Here is a 20397-nt window from a genome sequence, read left to right on the forward strand (position 1 = left end):
CTGAGGTGCGTTCGCTGAGGTGTCGCGCGGCGATGTGGGCAACGGCGTGCGACGGGAAGAGAGAGGGATGGCGAATTCAGCGATGCGAATTCAGCAGGACGTGCGACACACGCAGCCCGCATAGCGGACCAGGTCCATATGGACCCTCCGCCACAGGCGCACATCGGTGTCGGTCACGATCCGGAGTAGACCACGCCGGTGCATGGCGGTCAACCGACAGTCACTATGTGGACCGGAGGGTGACCGCACTCACGGTCAACGCGCGCGGGAGCCCGCCCCGGCCCCGGCCTCTGCCTGCGCCTCCGATTCCGACTCCGTCTCTGTCTCTGTCTCCTTCTCGGCCTTCACCGCCCCACCGAGAGTCGCCTCCGCCGCCGCGTACAGGTCGGCCGGCCGGACCCCGCTCAGCGCGGTGACCAGGTGACCGTCGGGGCGCACGAGCAGCACGGTGTGCGCCGGCGCGCCCGGATACTCCTCCGCGACCAGCAGCTCCGCGGGGTACGGCAGCGCGGTCACCGCGGCGGCCAGCCGGGGCATGAGCCCCGCGGAGACCCAGTGCTTGCGGTCCCACACACCCGTGCCCGGCGCGATCAGCACGACGAGCAGTGCGCCCCGCCCGAGCCGGTCCCGCAGCCGTACGAAAGAGCCGTCCTCCGCCGTGACCCGCACATCGGTCACCGGCGCGCCGGGAGGCGTGTCGATGGAGACCTCCGCCTCCAGGTGCCGGGGCGCGAGCGGTGAACCGGCGTACGAGCCCGGCGCGCCCAGCGTCCCGCGCCCCAGGTGACCGTCCGTGAGCAGTGCCTCATGGCCCCGGCCCGAGCCGGGGACGTACGAGCGCAGCCCGCCACTGCCGCGCAGCACCGGCAGCACCTGGTCGGCGGCGCGCAACCGGGCGGCGACCACCGCGCGCCGCTCCGCCTGGTAGCTGTCGAGCAGTGCCTCGTGCGGTCCGTGGTGCCAGGCCACGGCCAGTTTCCAGGCGAGGTTGTCGGCGTCCCTGAGCCCCTCGTCCAGCCCCTGGGTGCCCAGCGTGCCGAGCAGGTGCGCCGCGTCCCCGGCGAGGAAGACCCGGCCGGCGCGCCACCGGCGGGCGAGGCGGTGGTGCACCGTGTGGACTCCGGTGTCGAGGAGTTCGTACGTCGGTGTGGGGCCGTCCGTCCAGCCCACGAGGGTCTCGCGGACATGGGTCACCAGGAGGTCGGGCGTGACCAGGTCCTTGCCCGGCGGCAGCAGCCAGTCCAGGCGCCACACGCCGTCCGGGAGGGGGCGGGCGGTCACCTCCCCGGCCGAGGGCCAGGACGTCCGCCACGGCGGCATCCGATGGAGCAACGCCTGGCCGGGCCACGGAAGTTCCACGCGCAGCGCGGCGACGGCGTGTCGCTCCACCGCCGTACGGCCGGGGAAGCGGATGTCCTGCAGCTTGCGCACGGTCGAGCGTGGGCCGTCGCAGCCGACCAGATAACTGCCCCGCCACCAGGTGCCCTTGGGGCCCCGGGTGTGCGCGGTGACTCCCGAGCGCTCCTGTTCGATGGTGTCGAGCCGGCTGTCGACGGCGATCCTGACCAGCGGCTCGTCGGCGAGGGCGGTGCGCAGGGTTTCGGTCAGCACGTGCTGTGCCAGGTGCAGCGGAGCGGGTTCGGTGTCGTCGAAGACGAGTTCGCGCATCACCTGCTTGCGCCGCAGAGACCGCCATCCGGCCCAGCGCACGCCCCGCTCGGAGAGCGGGAACCCGGTCAGCCGCTCCATCAGCGCGGCGGTCTCCTCGCGCAGGACGACCGTGCGCGCGGCGCGTGGATCGTTCCTGCCGGGGCCCTCGTCGAGGACGACGGACGGCACCTCGTGACGGGCCAGCGCCAGGGCCGTCGTGAGCCCGACGGGCCCCGCACCGACGATGATCACCGGGTCCACGGCGCGCCGCCCCCTGTCCGCAGCTGTGCCCTGACGGACATGCGTGAACAAGAGGTTGGGGCAGGGTGCACGATCACAGAACGTATGCAACCCATTGGCGGGGTTTGCGTCAAGTGACGGGGGCCGCCGCATGGCTGAGTGTTGATCAGGGCGACCGACGGCCCGGAGCGATGCCTCAGGCCGGAGGTACGGCGGTGTCCGCCTGCCGGGCGATGCGGGCGGCGTGCATCCCACCATCCATCAAGACCCCCTGGACATGACAGCGAGCACTGTCATCAAGCCCGTCCACTGACGGCGGCTGAGGCGTAACACATGTGCGGGCGGCACACTGGTTGTCGCCCGCACATGCGCTCCGTGACTACTTCACCGTGTGTGGTCCGCGTCCCCGTCGACCGGCCCCAAGGGCCCATGGGCCACATCGAGCACACCCGGCTGCTCCGCCGGCTCCGCCGCGGCCGCCACGGCGACCCCGGTCTTCGCACGGCGCCCCCGACGTTCGATCCAGGTCGCGAGCGAGGAAAGGGTGAGGCACATCGCGATGTAGATCGCGCCGACGACGATGGTGACCGCCGTGAACGGGTTCTCTCCGTTGACGACGATGTTGTTGGCCATCGTCCGGGTGGCGTACAGAAGCTCCGTGTACGTGATGACGTAGCCGAGCGAGGTGTCCTTCAGGGTGACGACCAGCTGGCTGATCATCGTCGGCAGCATGGAGCGGACCGCCTGCGGCAGCAGCAGCGTCGTCATCACCTGATGCTTGCGCAGGCCGAGCGCGTACGCGGCCTCCACCTGTCCCCGGGGCACGGCGTTGATGCCGGCGCGGAACACCTCGGCCTGGACACAGCCGTTGTAGACGGTCAGACCGATGACGAGACCCCAGAACGCGGTGTTGTCCCCCACTACCCCGAGGTCGTTCTTGTAGGTCAGGAACAGCACCCACAGGGCATAGATCGTGATGAGCAGTGGGACGGCACGGAACAGCTCGATGAAGCCGGTCGCGAACCAGCGGACCGGCCGGTGCTCCGACAGCCGCGCCACCGCGAGCAGCAGCCCCAGGACCAGGGACAGGACGCCCGCCACGGCGAACACCTTCAAGGTGGTCAGCACGCCGTCACGGATGTTGGTGCGCACGCCCGCGTTGTTGAAGATGTTCCAGACCGCGGGGTCCAGCTGCCCCTTGGCGTCGAGCCGGTACACGGCGAAGGCGAGCAGCGCGAGCAGCGCCAGTGAGCCGAGCACCGAGTAGAGGCGGTTGCGCAGGCGGGCCTTGGGGCCCGGCGCGTCGAACAGAACGCTTGCAGTCATCGCGCGACCCCCAGGCGCCGCTCCAGCAGTCGGAACAGACCGCTGATCGAGAAGGTGATGACGAGATAGGCCAGAGCCACCCACAGGAAGATCCAGGTGATGGGGAAGCCCTTGTCGCTCAGCAGCTTCTGCACGCCGAACAACTCGGTGACGCTGAACGCGCCCGCGATCGCCGAGTTCTTGGTCAGGGCGATGAAGATCGAGCTGAGCGGGGCGATCACGGTCCGCGTCGCCTGCGGCAGGACGATCAGACGCAGGGTCTGGGAGAAGGTCATGCCGAGGGAGCGGGCGGCCTCCGCCTGCCCCAGCGGCACCGTGTTGATGCCCGACCGCACGGCCTCGCAGACGAAGGCCGAGGTGTAGAAGCTCAGGGCCAGCAGGGCCTTCATCCAGGGGCTGAGACCGGGCACGAAGATGACCGGCACGACGAACCACGCGATGAGGAAGAGCAGCGTCAGGGGCGTGTTCCGGAAGAGGGTGACCCACGCGGTGCCGAACATCCGCAGCGGAGGCACGGGAGAGACGCGGAACCCGGCGATGATGACCCCCAGCATCATCGCGACGAGTCCGCTGGCCAGGGTCAGCAGTACTGTGCCGATGAACCCCTCGCGGAAGTCCGCGAGATGGTCGAGCAATACGTTCACGGGGAGGTCCTCGTGGCGGTGTACGGGCAGGGAAGGCCGCGTCCGGGACGGTGCGCCGGGCGGCGTCGCCGGCAGGGGCCGACGGGCCGCCGCCGATCCACAACCAACCGGATCGGCAGCGGCCGGCTCAGTCGACGCCTCGGCGGCGACGTCTCAGCAGCGCTTCAGTAGCGGTTGACGGCCGGCGGCTCCGCGTACGGCGAGCCGGACAGACCGAGCGTCGCCTCGTACGCCTTCTTGTAGTCGCCGTTCTTCTCGTGCTTTTCCAGCGCGTCGTTGACCGCGTCGCGCAAGGCCTTGTCGTCCTTGTTCATGCCGACGCCGTACGGCTCCTGGGTGAACGGCTTGCCGACCACCTTGAGCTTGGTGGGGCGCTGCGCGGCGTAGCCCTTGAGGATGGCGTCGTCCGTGGTGACGGCGTCGACCTCGTTGTTGAGAAGCTGCTGGACGCACTCGGAGTACTTCGACAGCTCGACCGTCTTCGCACCGTACTTGGGCTTCTTGATCTCCTGCAGCGGAGTCGATCCCTTGATGGAGCACACGGTCTTGCCCTTGAGCGAGTCCGGACCGGTGATGCCCTTCTCATCCTTACGGATGAGCAGGTCCGCGCCGGCCTTGAAGTACGGGCCCGCGAAGCCGACCTGCTTCTTGCGCTCGTCGTTGATCGTGTACGTACCGACGTACAGGTCGACCTCGCCCTTGGAGATGGTGGTCTCGCGGACGTTGGAGTCGACGGTCTTGAACTCGATCTGGTCGGGCTTGAAGCCGAGGTCCGCCGCAACCATCCTGGCGATCTCGATGTCGAAGCCGGACCGCTTGCCGGTGGTGTCCTCGAAGCCGAGGAACGGCTGGTCGTTCTTGGCGCCGATGACGAGCTTGCCGGCCTGCTGAGCCTTCTTCAGAGTGGGGGAGTCGATCTTCACGCCGGTGGCGACGGCGTACGTCGGCAACTTCGGCGCGTTCGCTCCCGTGCTCTCGCCGGCGGGCTGGTCGCCCGCGTTGCCGGACTCACCGCCGCAGGCCGTCAGGGCGAGCGCGAGGGCGGTGAGGACTGCCGCGGAGGCAGAGGTGCGGTACTTCATGGTGGACATCCTTCGATTCGGCAGGTTCGGCGTTGCGTGGTTCCGGCTGGTCGTGGGCACCGGTCGGCGGGGGTGGCGCCGAGTCGGTATCAGTGGTGCAGGATCTTCGACAGGAACTCCCGGGCCCGGTCGCTGCGCGGATTGCTGAAGAACTGGTCGGGCGCAGCCTGTTCGACGATCCGGCCGTCGGCCATGAAGACCACTCGGTTTGCAGCCGATCGTGCGAAGCCCATCTCGTGGGTGACGACGATCATCGTCATCCCGTCGCGGGCGAGTTGTTGCATGACCTCGAGGACCTCGTTGATCATCTCGGGGTCCAGGGCCGAGGTCGGCTCGTCGAAAAGCATGACCTTCGGACCCATGGCCAGAGCGCGCGCGATGGCGACGCGCTGCTGCTGGCCACCGGAGAGCTGTGCCGGGTACTTGTCGGCCTGGGTGCCCACGCCGACCCGGTCGAGCAGGGTGCGGGCCTTGTCCTCGGCCTGCTTCTTGTCGGTCTTGCGGACCTTGATCTGGCCCAGCATCACGTTCTCGAGCACGGTCTTGTGCGCGAAGAGGTTGAACGACTGGAAGACCATCCCGACGTCCGCCCGCAGCCGGGCCAGCTCCTTGCCCTCTTGGGGCAGTGGCTTTCCGTCGATCGTGATGGTGCCCGAGTCAATGGTCTCCAGGCGGTTGATGGTGCGGCACAGGGTGGACTTCCCGGACCCGGAGGGCCCGATGACCACCACGACCTCGCCGCGGGCGATCGTGAGATCGATGTCCTGGAGTACGTGCAACGCGCCGAAGTGCTTGTTGACGCTCTGCAGGACGACCAGGTCGCCGGTCGCGGCCATGTCTTGCTTGGCCACCGATACTTCGGTCATCGCTTTCGGGCTCCGTCCTCCTCGGTTTCGGAGGAATGTAGTAACCCCGCATGACCAGCGTCATTACATCTGAGGGGAATCTGAGCATCACGATCCGATAGCAATCGGACACGTGTCGTAGCAGTGGTGCCCTGGGCACGTATCGGCCGGGTAACGGAACCCGCAGGCAACCGGAACCCGCTTGACGCCATCATCATCCATCGGAGTGACTGCACATGGTGCACGCGCGCGTGCGCGCGTTTTCTACAAGCCGAGAACGAACCAGAACCGTACGACCACGGAACCGGAGGGGGCCGGGATGAGACTGCTGCTCGTCGAGGACGACAACCACGTCGCCGCGGCGCTTTCCGCGGTCCTCGCGCGACACGGATTCCATGTCACGCACGCCCGCAGTGGCGAGGAGGCACTCCAGGCGCTCGTCCCCGAGGGCCCCGGCTTCGGCGTGGTCCTGCTCGACCTCGGCCTGCCCGACCAGGACGGATACGAGGTCTGCAGCAAGATCCGCAAGCGCACCAGCACCCCGGTGATCATGGTCACTGCCCGCTCCGACGTGCGCTCCCGCATCCACGGCCTCAACCTCGGTGCCGACGACTACGTGGTGAAGCCGTACGACACCGGGGAACTGCTCGCCCGGATCCACGCCGTCAGCCGGCGCACCGCCCACGAAGACGCCGTGCCGGGCACCGAGGACGCACTGCGCCTGGGGCCCGTGTGCATCGAACTGCCCACGCGCCAGGTCAGCGTCGACGGTTCGGTCGTCCAACTGACCCGCAAGGAGTTCGACCTTCTCGCGCTGCTGGCCCAGCGCCCCGGAGTCGTCTTCCGGCGGGAGCAGATCATCAGCGAGGTGTGGCGCACCAGCTGGGAGGGAACGGGACGCACCCTTGAGGTGCACGTCGCCTCCCTGCGCGCCAAGCTGCGCATGCCCGCGCTGATCGAGACCGTACGCGGCGTCGGGTACCGACTCGTCGCCCCGGCCGGGTAGCGGGGACGGGTGCGCACACGTCTCCTGCCGCTGCTCATCGTCCTGATGGCGGCCGTGCTGCTCGCACTGGGCCTGCCGCTCGCGGTCAGCGTGGCCGCGGCCCAGCAGCAGAAGGTGGTCGTCGACCGGATCGACGACACGGCGCGGTTCGCGGCGCTCGCCCAGTTCGTCACCGACGGCACCGGGTCCCCGCGCTCGACCGAGGACGACCGTCAGGAGATGCTGCGCCGCGAACTCACCAGCTACTACGGGGTCTACGGCATTCGTGCGGGCGTCTTCTACCGCAACGGTGTGCCGATGGCCAACGCCCCCGACGACTGGTTCCTGCCCCAGAGCGGGGAGGCGCGGGACGCCTTCGACGAGGCGCTGCTCAGCCGCCGCAGCCACGACCCCGAGCAGGTGTGGCCCTGGCAGCGCAGCCACCTCATCGTCGCCTCGCCGGTGATCCGGGACGGGGACGTCGTGGCGGTCGTGCTCACCGACTCGCCCACGGGGCCCATGCGGTCGCGGACGCTGAGTGGCTGGCTGCTGATCGGGGCCGGTGAGATCGCCGCGATGCTGCTGGCCGTGGGCGCCGCGCTACGGCTGACCGGCTGGGTGCTCAAGCCGGTACGCGTGCTCGACGCCACCACGCACGACATCGCCACCGGGCGGCTGAAGTCCCGGGTCGCGGTGGCCGGCGGGCCGCCGGAACTCCGCCGGCTCGCCCGTTCGTTCAACGAGATGGCGGACAACGTCGAGGACGTGCTGGAGCAGCAGCGTGCCTTCGTCGCCGACGCCTCGCACCAGCTGCGCAACCCGCTCTCGGCGCTGCTGCTGCGCATCGAACTGCTCGCCCTCGAACTGCCCGAGGGCAACGAGGAGATCGCCTCGGTCCGTACCGAGGGAAAGCGGCTCGCGCAGGTCCTGGACGACCTGCTCGACCTCGCGCTGGCCGAGCACGCCGAGGCGGACCTGCGGCTGACGGACGTCGGACAGCTGGCCGCCGAGCGGCTGGCCGCGTGGTCGCCGGCGGCCGAGGCCAAGGGGGTCCGGCTGACCGGCGACTGCCCGCCGACCACCGGCTGGGCCGACCCGATCACGCTGTCCAGCGCGCTGGACGCGGTGATCGACAACGCCGTGAAGTTCACACCGGAGGACGGCACCGTCACGGTGACCGTCGCCTCCAACGGCGAGTCCTCGACGGTCGTGGTCACCGACACCGGCCCCGGCCTCACCGAGGAGGAACTCGCCCGCGTCGGCGACCGCTTCTGGCGCAGCGGCCGCCACCAGAACGTCAAGGGCTCCGGCCTCGGCCTCTCCATCACCCGCGCCCTCCTCGCGGCCGGCGGCGGCTCCATCGAGTACGAGCACCATGCCCCGCACGGCCTGAGCGTCACGGTGCGGGTGCCGAGGAGCGAGACGGTGGCTTGAGGCGGCGGAGGCCGCGCACGCTCCCCGTTACGGCTTCACCGACCGGTAGTACCGCCGTGCCCCCTCGTGCAGCCTGAGCGGGTCGGTGTAGATGGCCGTGCGGAGGTCGACCAGTTGCGCGGAGTGGACGTGGGCGCCGATGTCGTCGCGGCTCTTGATGACGGTTCGGGTGACCCACTCGGTCAGCCGGGGGTCCATGTCCTTGCGGGTCATCAGCACGTTGGACACCGCGATGGTGGCCACCGTCGACCCCTCCTGGACGGACGGGTACGCCGACTCGGGCATGTTGGTGGCCCGGTAGTAGCGGGTGGTGTCCCCCTCGGCGTGGAGCCTGCTGACCACGCCGCCGTCGATCGGGACGAACCTGAAGTCGAAGGTCTTGGTGAGCTGGGCCAGACCGTTCGTGGGCAGCCCGCCGGACCAGAAGAACGCGTCGATCTTCCCCTGCGCCAGCCTGCCGGGCCCGGTGTCGATGCCGTCGGACACCGGCGTGATGTCCTTCCTGGGATCGATCCCCGCGGCCTTGAGCAGCCGGACGGCGATCAGCCGCACCCCCGAGTTCGGCAGCCCTATCGCCACCCGCTTGTGCTTCAGGTCGGAGAGGGACCTGACACTCGAGTCACGCGGCACGATGAGCTGGACGTAGTCGTCGTACAGCCGCGCCACACCGCGCAGCCGCCCGGCACCGCTGAGGCGCTGGAGCTCGTACGACTCCACCGCGTCGGCCGCCGCGATGGTGAAGTCGGCCTTCCCGGTCGCCACCCGCCGCACGTTCTCCTGCGAACCCGCGCTGTTCAGGAGCTTCACTGTCAGACCCGGCATGTCCCTGCCGAGTTCGGTGCGCAGCCGCTCGCCGTATTGCTGGTAGACGCCCCGGGGTGTGCCGGTGCTGAAGACGATCGTCCCGCTCGGCGGCTCCTCGCCGAGCGGCAGCAGCCACCACAGCAGCAGCCCGAACGCGACGAAGCCGGCGGCCGCGCCCTGGAGCGCGTGGCGCCTGCCGATACCGGGGAAGACCTTGGACATGCGCGCGATCCTGCCAGCCGCCCGCGGTCCTGACCAGCGCCGGGTTCGCCGCGGGGGGAATGTCGGTGGCGGCCGCTAGAGTCGCCGTATGAGCAGTTCCTCGCCCGCCGACCTCGTCCGTGAGTTTCACCTCGCCTTCGGCCTCGACGCCCGCAGCAGGCCGACGGAGGTGTCCGCCGAGCTGGCCGCGCACCGCGGGGAGCTGCTCGCGGAGGAGGCCGCGGAGGTTGCCGAGGTCGCGGTTTCCGGCCCGCTCGACCGGCTCGCGCACGAACTGGCCGACGTCGTCTACGTGGCCTATGGCACGGCCCTGGTCCACGGCGTCGACCTGGACGCGGTGATCGCCGAGGTGCACCGCTCCAACATGAGCAAGCTGGGCCCCGACGGCCAGGTCGCCCGCCGGGCCGACGGCAAGGTGCTCAAGGGCGAGCACTACGCGGCGCCGGACGTGACGGCCGTCCTGCGCCGCCAGGGATGGATACCCGGCGGCGCCTGACGTCGCTCAGAGCGAGTCGCCCGCCAGCTGCCACTCACGGTGCAGCGCGCCCAGCGGGATGCTCCGCTGGAGGACGGGGGTACCGAAGATCGACAGCTGGAGGCGCAGGGTGCCGGACAGATCCACGCCGCCGTACAGCCCCCACTTGCCGGTGGTCTTCGTGCCGGTGGTGTCCGACGAGGCCTCCACCGTCCCCGAGGCCTCGCCGCGCAGGTACGGCGCCAGGTCGGCGGTGACGCCCACGGTGCCGTAGAGACCGACCGAGGCCTCGGCGCCGAGCGCCGTCTTCACGTTCCCGTCGGCGGTCACCGAGGTCCGGACCGGTGTGCTCGTCATGTCCGAGGTGCTCACCGGGGTCCAGCCCTTGCCCGCGCCGAAGGTACCGCCGGCCTTGAAGTCGCCCTTGAGGCTCTGCTGCACATCGACGGTGACCTTGCCGTCGGCGCTGATCTGGAAGTAGCAGGTCAGGTCGAGGTTGACGACGACAGGGACGGGGCCGACCTGCAGCACCGGGTCGGCGTGCAGCTTCGCGAACGGGATGCGCAGCGGCGTGGCGGAGGCGGCGGCGCGGCCCTTGACGGCCCAGCCCGAGGTCCAGTCGCCGGACACACCCAGGTACGCGGAGCCGGGCGCGGTGTCGGTGCCCTGGCCGCCGTACTTGAAGTCGACCTGCGGAGCGACCTGCACGAAGCCGGACACCGAGGCGGCTGCCGAGACCGGGGCGCCCTCGGGCGTGGGCACCTCGGCGGAGACGTCGAGCCGCAGGCTGCCCAGCGGGACTGTGGCGCCCTTGGGGCCGACGTGCACATCACCGGTCTTGGACCAGGAGACCTTGACGTCGGGCAGCAGCTTGTCGATGTCGAAGGAGGCCGGGTCGACGGGCACGGTGCCCTTTGCCGTGTCGTCGCCGAGCAGGGCGTTGAGCGCGGCGGGCTCGGTCTGCACCTCCGTGCCCTTGTCCGTCTCGCCGATCACCTTGGTGACCTTGGCGAGCAGACCGTGCGGCGCACCGGGTGCCGGGGCACTGGCGATGACGTCACCGACGGCGGCCTCGTGCCGGCCGGCGGAGGCGCCGGGGGAGGGGGAGGACACCGAAGGGGAGGGGGAACCGGGCTTCTTCTGCTGGGAGATGACGGCCCGTCGGGTCTTGTTGTCGTACGAGCTGACGGTGAGTGTGGTCTTGTGCGCCGCCCTGCCCGAGCCGTCCGGGCCCGCGGCCGCGGTCGGGGTGGTGGCGGGAGCGGCGGCGACCGTGAGCGAGTGGTCCGCGGCGGTCGTGGCGGTGCTGTCCGTGCCCTGGGTCTGCTGGCTCCGGCCCGCGGCGGGCTGCTCGGCCTGCGGCGGGGCCGAGGAGCATCCGGCGGCGAACAAGAGGGCGGTCACGGCGACGGCGGGCATGAGGGCATGCGTGTGCCTCGTGCGTCTGCGCAAGGTGATTCCTGAGGATGGGGGGTGGCAAGGAGGTACCGGCGGACAGCGGCAATGCGTCGTACTGGCCGGTAACTCTGTGACGAGCCATGAGCATGCCATGGCCCTGCACGGGCGACGTCCACAATCCGGCCACATATGAACGTGACCTGAACCACGGCGATTTCAGGCCGCGGTGCAGGCCGGATCACCCACCCGTATCGCCGTTCGACCCCGCCGCTACGACGACGGCTTCTCCTCACCCTGTGCGGCCCGCAGATCGGCGAGGAGCTCGGCCTGTCCGGCCAGGACGCCGGACAGGATGGTGCGGGCCACCCGCAGGAGCTCGGCGACGTGCGGACTCGTCAGCGAGTAGTACACGTTCGCGCCCTCCTTGCGGGTCCTGACCAGGTTGGCGCGCCGCAGCACCGCCAGCTGCTGGGACAGGTGCGCGGGCTCGATGCCCACCTCGGGCAGCATTTCGGCGACCGCGTGCTCGCGCTCGCTCAGCAGCTCCAGGACGCGGATGCGTGCCGGGTGGCCGAGTGTCTTGAAGAACTCGGCCTTGAGTTGGTACAGCGGCGCACTCACGGTGTCGCCCCTTCTCCGGCATGGCGGCACGGCACCGCCTGCCGGACCTCGGCGCATCGTGTCCGCCCACTTGTCAGGAACATACGGCCCATCCTCTCGTGCGACCGCGTCGGATCCGAACGCGGTGACCAGTGCACCGGGGTCAGCAGGTAATTGCCGAGTTTCGCAATTAAGCAGCTCCATCGCTCCGGCAGGGGGTGCTTCGGGAGGGGGTGCTCCGGGAACCCCCTACCCTTGTCACATGAGCAGCATCGACCGGAGCCGGCCCGTGGGCGTGAAGACCTACGAAGTACGCACCTACGGGTGTCAGATGAACGTCCACGATTCCGAGCGATTGTCCGGGCTGCTCGAAGAGGCCGGTTATGTGCGCGCCCCCGAGGGGTCGGACGGGGACGCGGACGTCGTCGTCTTCAACACCTGCGCCGTACGGGAGAACGCCGACAACCGGCTGTACGGGAACCTCGGTCGCCTCGCGCCGAAGAAGGCGGCCCGGCCCGGTATGCAGATCGCGGTCGGTGGCTGTCTGGCGCAGAAGGACCGCGACACCATCGTGAACAGGGCGCCCTGGGTGGACGTCGTCTTCGGCACGCACAACATCGGCAAGCTGCCGGTCCTGCTGGAGCGCGCCCGCGTCCAGGAGGAGGCACAGGTCGAGATCGCCGAGTCCCTGGAGGCGTTCCCCTCCACACTGCCGACCAGGCGCGAGAGCGCGTACGCGGCCTGGGTCTCGATCTCCGTCGGCTGTAACAACACCTGCACCTTCTGTATCGTCCCCGCCCTGCGCGGCAAGGAGAAGGACCGCCGCCCCGGCGACATCCTGGCCGAGGTCGAGGCGCTGGTCGGCGAGGGCGTCTCCGAGATCACGCTGCTCGGGCAGAACGTCAACGCGTACGGCTCCGACATCGGTGACCGCGAGGCCTTCAGCAAGCTGCTGCGCGCCTGCGGCACCGTCGAGGGCCTGGAGCGCGTCCGCTTCACCTCTCCGCACCCGCGCGACTTCACCGACGACGTGATCGCGGCCATGGCCGAGACGCCGAACGTGATGCCGCAGCTCCACATGCCGCTCCAGTCCGGCTCGGACACCGTCCTGAAGGCGATGCGCCGGTCGTACCGGCAGGAGCGCTACCTCGGGATCATCGAGAAGGTGCGGGCCGCCATCCCGCACGCGGCGATCACGACCGACATCATCGTGGGCTTCCCCGGCGAGACCGAGGAGGACTTCGAGCAGACTCTGCACGTGGTGCGCGAGGCCCGCTTCGCGCAGGCCTTCACCTTCCAGTACTCCAAGAGGCCCGGCACCCCGGCCGCCACGATGGAGAACCAGATCCCCAAGGAGGTCGTCCAGGCGCGGTACGAGCGTCTCGTCGCCCTCCAGGAGGAGATCTCCTGGGAGGAGAACAAGAAGCAGGTCGGCCGCACCCTGGAGCTGATGGTCGCCGAGGGCGAGGGCCGCAAGGACGGCGCCACGCACCGCCTCTCCGGCCGCGCCCCCGACAACCGCCTCGTCCACTTCACCAAGCCGGAGCAGGACGTACGCCCCGGCGACGTGGTCACCGTCGAGGTCACCTACGCTGCCCCGCACCACCTCCTCGCCGAGGGCGCCGTCCTCGACGTGTGTCCCACGCGTGCGGGTGACGCCTGGGCGAAGCGCAACGCGGCGGAGGCGGCGAAGCCGGCCGGCGTGATGCTCGGCCTGCCGACGATCGGCGCCCCGGCGCCGCTGCCGGTGGCCACGAGCGGTTGCGGCCACGCCTGACGCACGGCGGTGACCGACACGCGGCGACGGGTGTGCTCGGCATGGCGGTGATCGGTTCGGCGGGCGTGCTCGGTGCCGCGGTGATCGATCCGGCAGGCGAGCTCGACGCGTCGGTGATCGATCCGGCGGACGTGCTCGACGAGGAGTGACGTCAGGACCGCCGTACGGCGTTACCCTGCCGATCATGCTTGTCGCCGCAGGAGTCTGCCCCTGTCCACCGCTCCTCGTGCCCCAGGTCGCCTCGGGCGCCGCGGCCGAGCTGGACGCCGCACGCGTCGCGTGCACGGACGCGCTCGGGGTGCTCGCCGCCGCCCGTCCCGACCGGCTGGTGGTGGTCGGGCCCGCGGGGGAGAGCGGAAGCGGTCCCTATCCGCAGGGCGCCCGGGGCTCCTTCCGCGGCTTCGGCGTCGACCTCGACGTACGGCTCGGCCAGGGGCAGGCCGCCGAGTCCGAGCGGGAGCTGCCGCCGTCGCTCGCCGTCGCCGCCTGGCTGCTGGAGCGGACCGGCTGGGCGGACGCCCCGATCGAGGGACTCGGCGTGGAGGAATCGCTCACGCCCGAGCGGTGCACGGAAGTCGGAAGGGCGATCGGAGCGCGGGCCGACCGGGTGGCACTGCTGGTGATGGGCGATGCCAGCGCCTGCCGCACGCTCAAGGCGCCGGGCTACCTCGACGAACGGGCGGCACCCTTCGACGCGCAGGTCGCGCGTGCGCTGGGCACGGCGGACGTGGCGGCACTGAAGGCCCTGGACGTCGAGTTGGCGTACGAGCTGAAGGTCTCCGGCCGTGCCCCCTGGCAGGTTCTCGCGGGCGCGGCCGAGGGCGTGAACCTCGCGGGCGCGCTGCTCTACGACGACGCGCCCTATGGGGTGGGGTACCTGGTCGCCGCCTGGTCCTGAGCACGTCCCGGAACGGCGGACGGCCGGGAGCCCCCACGCTCCTCGGCCGTCCGCCGATCAACCCGCCGGGCCACCGCCGCGACCGCTCAGGACGCCGGTGGCGGCGCCTCGGGCGGTGTCGCCGTGCCCTCACCCGGCTCGGTGCCGCTCTTCTGCGTGAAGCGGTCCATGGCGCCCTTGGCCTTGTCGGTGCCCGCATGGATCTTTTCGCTGTACTTGCCCTTGGTCTTCTCGTCGACGACCTGCGCGACCTTGTCGAGACCGTGCTCGAGTTTGTCGATCTTGTCCTCGTGATGGTGTGCGAGGTCCGCCGCCTTCTCCTTGGCCGGGGCGAGCTTGGCCTTCAGGGTGTCCAAGAGATGCATGATCCACCTTCCCTCGTGGGTCAGCTATGCACGGGCGTCCTCACCGGCGTCGTTGTCGGCGGCCTTCTCGGCCGACTGCTGCTTGGGAATGTCGGCGCTCTCGGCGGCGGCACCCTTGGCTGCGTCGGTCGCGGCTTCTGTCGCACTCTCGTCGCGGTCTCCCGCGGGTCCCGTCGTGTCCGACGGTCCCTTTGCCGCGTCCTCCGCCGTGACCTTCGCCGCTTCCTGTGCCTCGGCCCCGGCCGGCTCCGTGCCGGTCCGCGCCTCGGCGGCCGAGGTCTCCTCCGTCGCCTTCGACTTCCCAAGAAGTCGTGCAAAAACGCCCATATCCACTCCATACGTTACTCGTGCGGGCGAAATCCCGCGTCACCCGGAGCGTCCGTTTGCGTCGCCCGGGTCACCGCCCCTCGAAACCGGCGGCCGGAACCTCGCAACGGGCAACGACGCCGAACCCGGTGCGTCACGTAACCCGTTCGAGACGTGGGTGCGAGGTTTGCGAGACTGGTGCGGTGAGCAGCGCACCCTCCGCCCCCCGCGTCATCGCCGTCGTCGGTCCCACCGCGGCCGGAAAGTCCGATCTGGGCGTCTTCCTGGCCCAGCAGCTCGGCGGTGAGGTCGTCAACGCCGACTCCATGCAGCTCTACCGTGGGATGGACATCGGCACCGCCAAGCTGACGCCCGAGGAACGCGGCGGTGTCCCGCACCATCTGCTGGACATCTGGGACGTGACCGTCACCGCCTCAGTCGCCGAGTACCAGAGGCTGGCCCGTGCCAGGATCGACGACCTGCTCGCCCGGGGGCGCTGGCCGGTCCTCGTCGGCGGCTCCGGCCTCTATGTCCGTGGAGCCGTCGACAACCTGGAGTTTCCCGGCACCGACCCCGAGGTCAGGGCCCGGCTGGAGGCGGAGCTCGCGCTGCGCGGCTCCGGGGCGCTGCACGCGCGCCTCGCCGCCGCCGACCCCGAGGCCGGGCGGGCGATCCTGCCCAGCAACGGCCGCCGCATCGTCCGGGCTCTCGAGGTGATCGAGATCACCGGCCAGCCCTTCACCGCCAACCTCCCGGGTCACGACTCCGTCTACGACACCGTCCAGATCGGGGTCGACGTCGCCCGTCCCGAGCTCGACGAGCGCATCACGTGCCGGGTCGACCGGATGTGGGACGCGGGTCTGGTGGAGGAGGTGCGCGCACTGGAGGCGCAGGGCCTGCGCGAGGGGCGTACGGCGTCGCGCGCGCTCGGCTACCAGCAGGTGCTCGCCGCGCTCTGCGGGGAGTGCACCGAGGACGAAGCGCGGGCCGAGACCGTGCGCGCCACCAAGCGCTTCGCGCGCCGTCAGGATTCGTGGTTCAGGCGCGATCCCCGCGTGCAGTGGTTGAGTGGGGCCGCGACGGATCTCACAGAACTTCCGCACCTCGCACTGGCGTTGGTCGAACGACCGGTTACAGCCTGATCACGTGATGGCATCGGGATGCGCCGCCGGTCATCGAGGCCTCCGGCGCCGTGCCATCATCGAGCTTCGATCGACCAAGTGGAGTCCTAGTTGGGAGGGCGCGTGGCGATGGAGGCCGGCCCTCGCGACACCGCACAGGCGGAAGAAGACACCGGGCACGTCGGCGTCGACGGCGTGGAACCGGAACCGGGCGAGGCCCGTCTGAGCTCCGACGGGCCCGACGAGACCGCGGGCGGTGTGACCGACGACGGTCCGGAGCCCGAGGAGATGTTCGCCGGCGGACCGGAGGTCGAGGTCGAGCTGCGGCCACAGCGTCGGCTGCGCATCTGGCAGCTCGCGCCCATCGTGGGCCTGGCCGCGGTCGGCTCCCTGATGTTCGCCTTCCCCCTCGCCTTCGACTTCGGCGACAGCGGCGCGGTGATCGCCATGCTGGGCCTGCTGATCTGCTCGTGCGCCGCGGGCTGGGGCATGATGGCCGCCCGCCGCGTCGGCTACACCTTCCCCGGCCTGCCCCCGCGGGGCTCCGGCCGCCGCCCGGACTGGCGGGTCGTCATCGGCTACGTCCTGCTGGTGGCGGTGATTGCGGTCCTCGCCGTGTGGCGCGTGGCCCGGCTGCGCTAGCCGTCGTATCCCGCCTGCTGATCGTCGTACTGCTGTCGTACCGACCCCGTACGATCGAGGAATGAGCACGCGGATCGCCTTCCTCAAGGGTCACGGCACCGAGAACGACTTCGTGATCGTTCCGGACCCCGAGAACGTCATCGACCTGACCCCGGCCGCCGTGGCCGCCCTGTGTGACCGCCGCGCCGGTATCGGCGGTGACGGCGTGCTGCACGTCGTGCGCTCCGTCACGCACCCGGAGGCCAGGGACATGGCCGCCGACGCCGAATGGTTCATGGACTACCGCAACAGCGACGGCTCGATCGCGGAGATGTGCGGCAACGGTGTCCGTGTGTTCGCGCGCTACCTCCAGCACGCCGGACATGTGGCCGAAGGGGACCTCTCGATCGCCACGCGCGGGGGAGTGAAGACCGTCCACATCGCCAAGGACGGTGACGTCACCGTCGGCATGGGCAGAGCGCGCCTCCCCGAAGGGGACGTCACGGTGAGCGTCGGCGAGCGCAGCTGGCCCGCGCGCAACGTGAACATGGGCAATCCGCACGCGGTCGCCTTCGTCGACGACCTCGCGCACGCCGGCAATCTGCTCGACCCGCCGCCCTTCGGCCCGGCCGCCGCCTACCCCGACGGGGTCAACGTCGAGTTCGTGGTGGACCGCGGGCCCGGCCATGTCGCGATGCGCGTGCACGAGCGCGGCTCCGGCGAGACCCGCTCCTGCGGCACGGGCGCGTGCGCCGTCGCCGTGGCCGCCGCGCGCCGGGACGGCGCCGACCCCACAGCCACCGGAACCCCGGCGACGTACACCGTGGACGTGCCCGGCGGACGTCTGGTCATCACCGAGCGGCCCGACGGCGAGGTCGAGATGACCGGCCCGGCGGTGATCGTCGCCGAGGGCGGGATCGACGCCGAGTGGCTGGAAAACGTGGTTCGCTGACCGCGAGAAACGCACCTCCCGCAGCCCTGGGCGCATGGATCCGTGGATCCCGGCGTCCGGGGCGGTGCGAAACAACGGCAGTGCGCGAGGCAGGTGGCGCAAAACCGTAAACCTCCACATCGTCGCTCGAATGGGTGATCCGTTTCACGCTCGGCGGGAGCAGGTCGGTCGGGCGTGATGGGCTCGGTAGCATCAAGCACCGGCACGGACGGGGGAACGTCGCCAACCCTGAGCCGTGTATGCCCTGGGGCCCCGTCCGCCGGTCCACAAGCCGGAGGTGCCCATGAGTGCGGAGGCCACGAACCCTGCGACCCCAGGCCCTGTAGCCCCTACAGCGGCCCGCAGGAAGGCCCGCCCCCGGATCGACCTGCGTCGACTCGGCCGTGTCGCGCTGCTCGGTCCCGCCGGCCGCGACCGGTTGCCGGACGCCATCGGCCATGTCGCCGAGGCCCACCGCGCCCACTACCCCGACGCCGACCTCGAACCGCTGCGCCGGGCCTACGTCCTGGCCGAGTCCTCGCACCGCGGCCAGATGCGCAAGAGCGGCGAGCCGTACATCACCCACCCGCTCGCCGTGACCCTGATCCTGGCCGAACTCGGTGCCGAGACCACCACCTTGACGGCCTCTCTGCTCCACGACACCGTCGAGGACACCGACGTGACGCTGGATCAGGTGCGGGAGCAGTTCGGCGAGGAAGTGCGGTATCTCGTCGACGGCGTCACCAAGCTGGAGAAGGTCGACTACGGAGCCGCGGCCGAGCCCGAGACGTTCCGCAAGATGCTCGTCGCCACCGGGAGCGACGTCCGTGTGATGTCGATCAAACTCGCCGACCGGCTGCACAACATGCGCACCCTCGGCGTCATGCGCCCCGAGAAACAGGCCCGCATCGCCAAGGTCACCCGCGACGTCCTCATCCCGCTCGCCGAACGGCTCGGCGTCCAGGCCCTGAAGACCGAACTGGAGGACCTCGTCTTCGCGATCCTCCACCCCGAGGAGTACGAACACACCCGCCGTCTGATCGCCGACAACGCGGCACGCCCCGACGACCCGCTCGCGGACATCGCCGACGAGGTGCGCACGGTCCTGCGCGACTCCGACATCCAGGCCGAAGTCCTCATCCGTCCGCGCCACTTCGTCTCCGTCCACCGGGTGGCCCGTAAACGCGGACAACTGCGCGGGGCCGACTTCGGCCGCCTGCTGGTCCTGGTGGGTGAGGACGCGGACTGCTACGGCGTCCTGGGCGAGCTGCACACCTGTATGACGCCCGTCGTCTCGGAGTTCAAGGACTTCATCGCCGTACCGAAGTTCAACCTGTACCAGTCGCTGCACACCGCGGTGGCCCACCCGGACGGCCAGGTCGCCGAAGTCCTCATCCGCACCCACCAGATGCACAAGGTGGCCGAGGCCGGGGTCGTCGCGCTCGGCAATCCCTACGCTCCTCCTTCGGAGGAGCAGTCCGCGAGCGACGGCGAGCGCGCCGACCCCACCCGCCCCGGCTGGCTCTCCCGCCTCCTCGACTGGCAGGAGGCCGCGCCCGACCCCGACACCTTCTGGTCCACCCTGCGGGAGGACCTGGCCCAGGACCGCGAGATCACCGTCTTCCGGCCCGACGGCGGCACGCTCGGCCTGCCCGAGGGCGCCACCTGTGTCGACGCGGCCTACGCCCAGTACGGCGAGGACGCGCACGCGTGCATCGGCGCCCGCGTCAACGGCCGCCTCGCGACGCTGAGCACCGTCCTGAAGGACGGCGACAGCGTCCAGCTCCTCATGGGCCAGGACCCGGCCTCCGAGCCCTCCAGGAAGTGGCTGGAGCACGCCCACACCCCGGCCGCGCGCATCGCCATCCAGCGCTGGCTGGCGGCGCACCCGGAGGGCGAGGCAGGGGACGCCGGGGCCCGTACGAGCGAGGCGGCACACTCGTCCGACGGCACCGCGACCCGCGCGGCCGAGGCACCCCGGGACGCTACCGACGGCACGCACGCCCAGAAGGCCGAGGCCGGTGCGGGCGCGGACGGCCCCACAGCCGGTCCCGACGCCCCCGCCGCGCGCGTCACCACGGATGCCCCCGGCGCTCACCCCGGGAGCGACGCCCGAGCCGCACGCACCCGAGGCGCCGACGTCCTCGTGGACCCGCCGGGAGCCGCCGTACGGCTCGCCGGGTGCTGCACCCCCGTACCGCCCGACCGGATCACCGGATTCGCCGTGCGCGGCGGAGTGGTGACCGTGCACCGGGTGGAGTGCGCCGCGGTGGCCCGGATGACGAGCACAGGGCGCGCGGAGGTCGACGTGCGCTGGGGCGACACCACCGAGTGCCGGGTCACACTGGTCGCCGAATCGTTCGGCCGCCCCCATCTGCTCGCCGACCTCACCGAAGCGATCGCCCTGGAAGGCGCCGAGATCGTCTCCGCGACCGTCGAACCACCCAGCCAGCAGCGCGTACGCCACACGTACACCCTCCAACTCCCCGACGCGGCCCACCTCCCGGCCCTCATGCGGGCGATGCGGAACGTGCCCGGCGTGTACGACGTGGGCCGGGCCCAGCACCAGGCTCCCGCCTCCTCCTGAGGGATGACACCGCAGGCCTCCTGAGGAACCGGCCCCATCAACCCGTTCGGGTGGGCCGGGCGCGCGTCGCCGCCGCGGGGCGGGCG

20 protein-coding genes are annotated in these 20397 nt (G+C 70.6%); 9 read left to right on the top strand and 11 right to left on the bottom strand.

What is annotated here, in order from left to right; translation table 11 throughout:
* Positions 1–90: 90 nt before the first annotated feature.
* From N8I87_RS44480 to N8I87_RS29920, 6 genes are all read right to left on the bottom strand, one after another.
* Positions 91–204 (bottom strand): putative leader peptide, encoded by a 114-nt coding sequence (locus N8I87_RS44480; protein WP_411577393.1) that lies wholly within the window; start codon positions 202–204, stop codon positions 91–93.
* A gap of 51 nt (positions 205–255) precedes the next feature.
* Entirely contained in the window at positions 256–1911 is a 1656-nt protein-coding gene (locus N8I87_RS29900; RefSeq protein WP_263213381.1) for an FAD-dependent monooxygenase, read from the bottom strand.
* A gap of 363 nt (positions 1912–2274) precedes the next feature.
* Entirely contained in the window at positions 2275–3216 is a 942-nt protein-coding gene (locus tag N8I87_RS29905) for an amino acid ABC transporter permease (protein WP_263213382.1), read from the bottom strand.
* Positions 3213–3860, bottom strand: coding sequence for an amino acid ABC transporter permease (locus tag N8I87_RS29910; RefSeq protein WP_263213383.1), 648 nt, complete (start codon positions 3858–3860; stop codon positions 3213–3215). The genes N8I87_RS29905 and N8I87_RS29910 overlap by 4 nt, the downstream gene beginning before the upstream one ends.
* A gap of 164 nt (positions 3861–4024) precedes the next feature.
* Positions 4025–4942, bottom strand: a complete 918-nt coding sequence (locus N8I87_RS29915; protein WP_263213384.1) for a glutamate ABC transporter substrate-binding protein — start codon at positions 4940–4942, stop codon at positions 4025–4027.
* Between the two features lie 89 nt (positions 4943–5031).
* Positions 5032–5808, bottom strand: a complete 777-nt coding sequence (locus N8I87_RS29920; protein ID WP_263213386.1) for an amino acid ABC transporter ATP-binding protein — start codon at positions 5806–5808, stop codon at positions 5032–5034.
* Positions 5809–6106: 298 nt separating this feature from the next.
* On the opposite strand from N8I87_RS29920, the gene N8I87_RS29925 reads away from it, so the two are divergent.
* Both N8I87_RS29925 and N8I87_RS29930 read left to right on the top strand, forming a co-directional pair.
* Positions 6107–6793, top strand: a complete 687-nt coding sequence (locus N8I87_RS29925; RefSeq protein WP_263213388.1) for a response regulator transcription factor — start codon at positions 6107–6109, stop codon at positions 6791–6793.
* Positions 6794–6802: 9 nt separating this feature from the next.
* Positions 6803–8206, top strand: coding sequence for a sensor histidine kinase (locus N8I87_RS29930; protein ID WP_263213389.1), 1404 nt, complete (start codon positions 6803–6805; stop codon positions 8204–8206).
* Between the two features lie 27 nt (positions 8207–8233).
* Here the strand turns inward: N8I87_RS29930 and N8I87_RS29935 are convergent, their stop codons facing one another.
* A complete protein-coding gene (locus tag N8I87_RS29935) occupies positions 8234–9232 on the bottom strand; it encodes a TAXI family TRAP transporter solute-binding subunit (protein WP_263213391.1) in 999 nt (332 codons plus the stop codon).
* Between the two features lie 88 nt (positions 9233–9320).
* Here N8I87_RS29935 and N8I87_RS29940 point away from each other — a divergent pair, with 88 nt between their 5' ends.
* Entirely contained in the window at positions 9321–9728 is a 408-nt protein-coding gene (locus N8I87_RS29940; RefSeq protein WP_263213393.1) for a pyrophosphohydrolase domain-containing protein, read from the top strand.
* A 6-nt stretch (positions 9729–9734) separates the two neighbouring features.
* On the opposite strand, the gene N8I87_RS29945 is transcribed toward N8I87_RS29940, so the two are convergent.
* Positions 9735–11126 carry a hypothetical protein gene (locus tag N8I87_RS29945; RefSeq protein ID WP_263213394.1) on the bottom strand — a complete coding sequence of 464 codons (1392 nt, stop codon included), beginning with the start codon at positions 11124–11126 and terminating at the stop codon, positions 9735–9737.
* A 249-nt stretch (positions 11127–11375) separates the two neighbouring features.
* Positions 11376–11726, bottom strand: a complete 351-nt coding sequence (locus N8I87_RS29950; protein WP_263213396.1) for an ArsR/SmtB family transcription factor — start codon at positions 11724–11726, stop codon at positions 11376–11378.
* Positions 11727–11967: 241 nt separating this feature from the next.
* Between N8I87_RS29950 and miaB the strand changes: the two genes are divergently transcribed.
* Both miaB and N8I87_RS29960 read left to right on the top strand, forming a co-directional pair.
* The gene (gene miaB / locus N8I87_RS29955) at positions 11968–13482 is read left to right on the top strand and encodes a tRNA (N6-isopentenyl adenosine(37)-C2)-methylthiotransferase MiaB (RefSeq protein ID WP_263213397.1); all 1515 of its coding nucleotides are present in this window, start codon (positions 11968–11970) and stop codon (positions 13480–13482) included.
* A 184-nt stretch (positions 13483–13666) separates the two neighbouring features.
* Entirely contained in the window at positions 13667–14380 is a 714-nt protein-coding gene (locus N8I87_RS29960) for a class III extradiol dioxygenase subunit B-like domain-containing protein (protein ID WP_263213399.1), read from the top strand.
* Positions 14381–14466: 86 nt separating this feature from the next.
* Here N8I87_RS29960 and N8I87_RS29965 read toward each other — a convergent pair whose 3' ends face one another.
* On the bottom strand, positions 14467–14745 hold the full coding sequence (locus N8I87_RS29965) for an antitoxin (RefSeq protein ID WP_263213401.1): 279 nt from the start codon (positions 14743–14745) through the stop codon (positions 14467–14469).
* 24 nt (positions 14746–14769) lie between these two features.
* Complete coding sequence (locus tag N8I87_RS29970; protein WP_263213403.1) at positions 14770–15072, bottom strand: hypothetical protein; 303 nt, start codon at positions 15070–15072, stop codon at positions 14770–14772.
* Between the two features lie 182 nt (positions 15073–15254).
* Here N8I87_RS29970 and miaA point away from each other — a divergent pair, with 182 nt between their 5' ends.
* From miaA to N8I87_RS29990, 4 genes are all read left to right on the top strand, one after another.
* Positions 15255–16193 (top strand): tRNA (adenosine(37)-N6)-dimethylallyltransferase MiaA, encoded by a 939-nt coding sequence (gene miaA / locus N8I87_RS29975; RefSeq protein WP_263213405.1) that lies wholly within the window; start codon positions 15255–15257, stop codon positions 16191–16193.
* Between the two features lie 108 nt (positions 16194–16301).
* Positions 16302–16814 carry a hypothetical protein gene (locus tag N8I87_RS29980; RefSeq protein ID WP_263216736.1) on the top strand — a complete coding sequence of 171 codons (513 nt, stop codon included), beginning with the start codon at positions 16302–16304 and terminating at the stop codon, positions 16812–16814.
* Between the two features lie 61 nt (positions 16815–16875).
* A complete protein-coding gene (gene dapF / locus N8I87_RS29985) occupies positions 16876–17745 on the top strand; it encodes a diaminopimelate epimerase (protein ID WP_263213407.1) in 870 nt (289 codons plus the stop codon).
* 283 nt (positions 17746–18028) lie between these two features.
* The gene (locus N8I87_RS29990) at positions 18029–20311 is read left to right on the top strand and encodes a RelA/SpoT family protein (RefSeq protein ID WP_263213408.1); all 2283 of its coding nucleotides are present in this window, start codon (positions 18029–18031) and stop codon (positions 20309–20311) included.
* Positions 20312–20397: the final 86 nt, after the last annotated feature.

Source organism: Streptomyces sp. HUAS 15-9 (assembly GCF_025642155.1).
GTDB lineage: Bacteria > Actinomycetota > Actinomycetes > Streptomycetales > Streptomycetaceae > Streptomyces.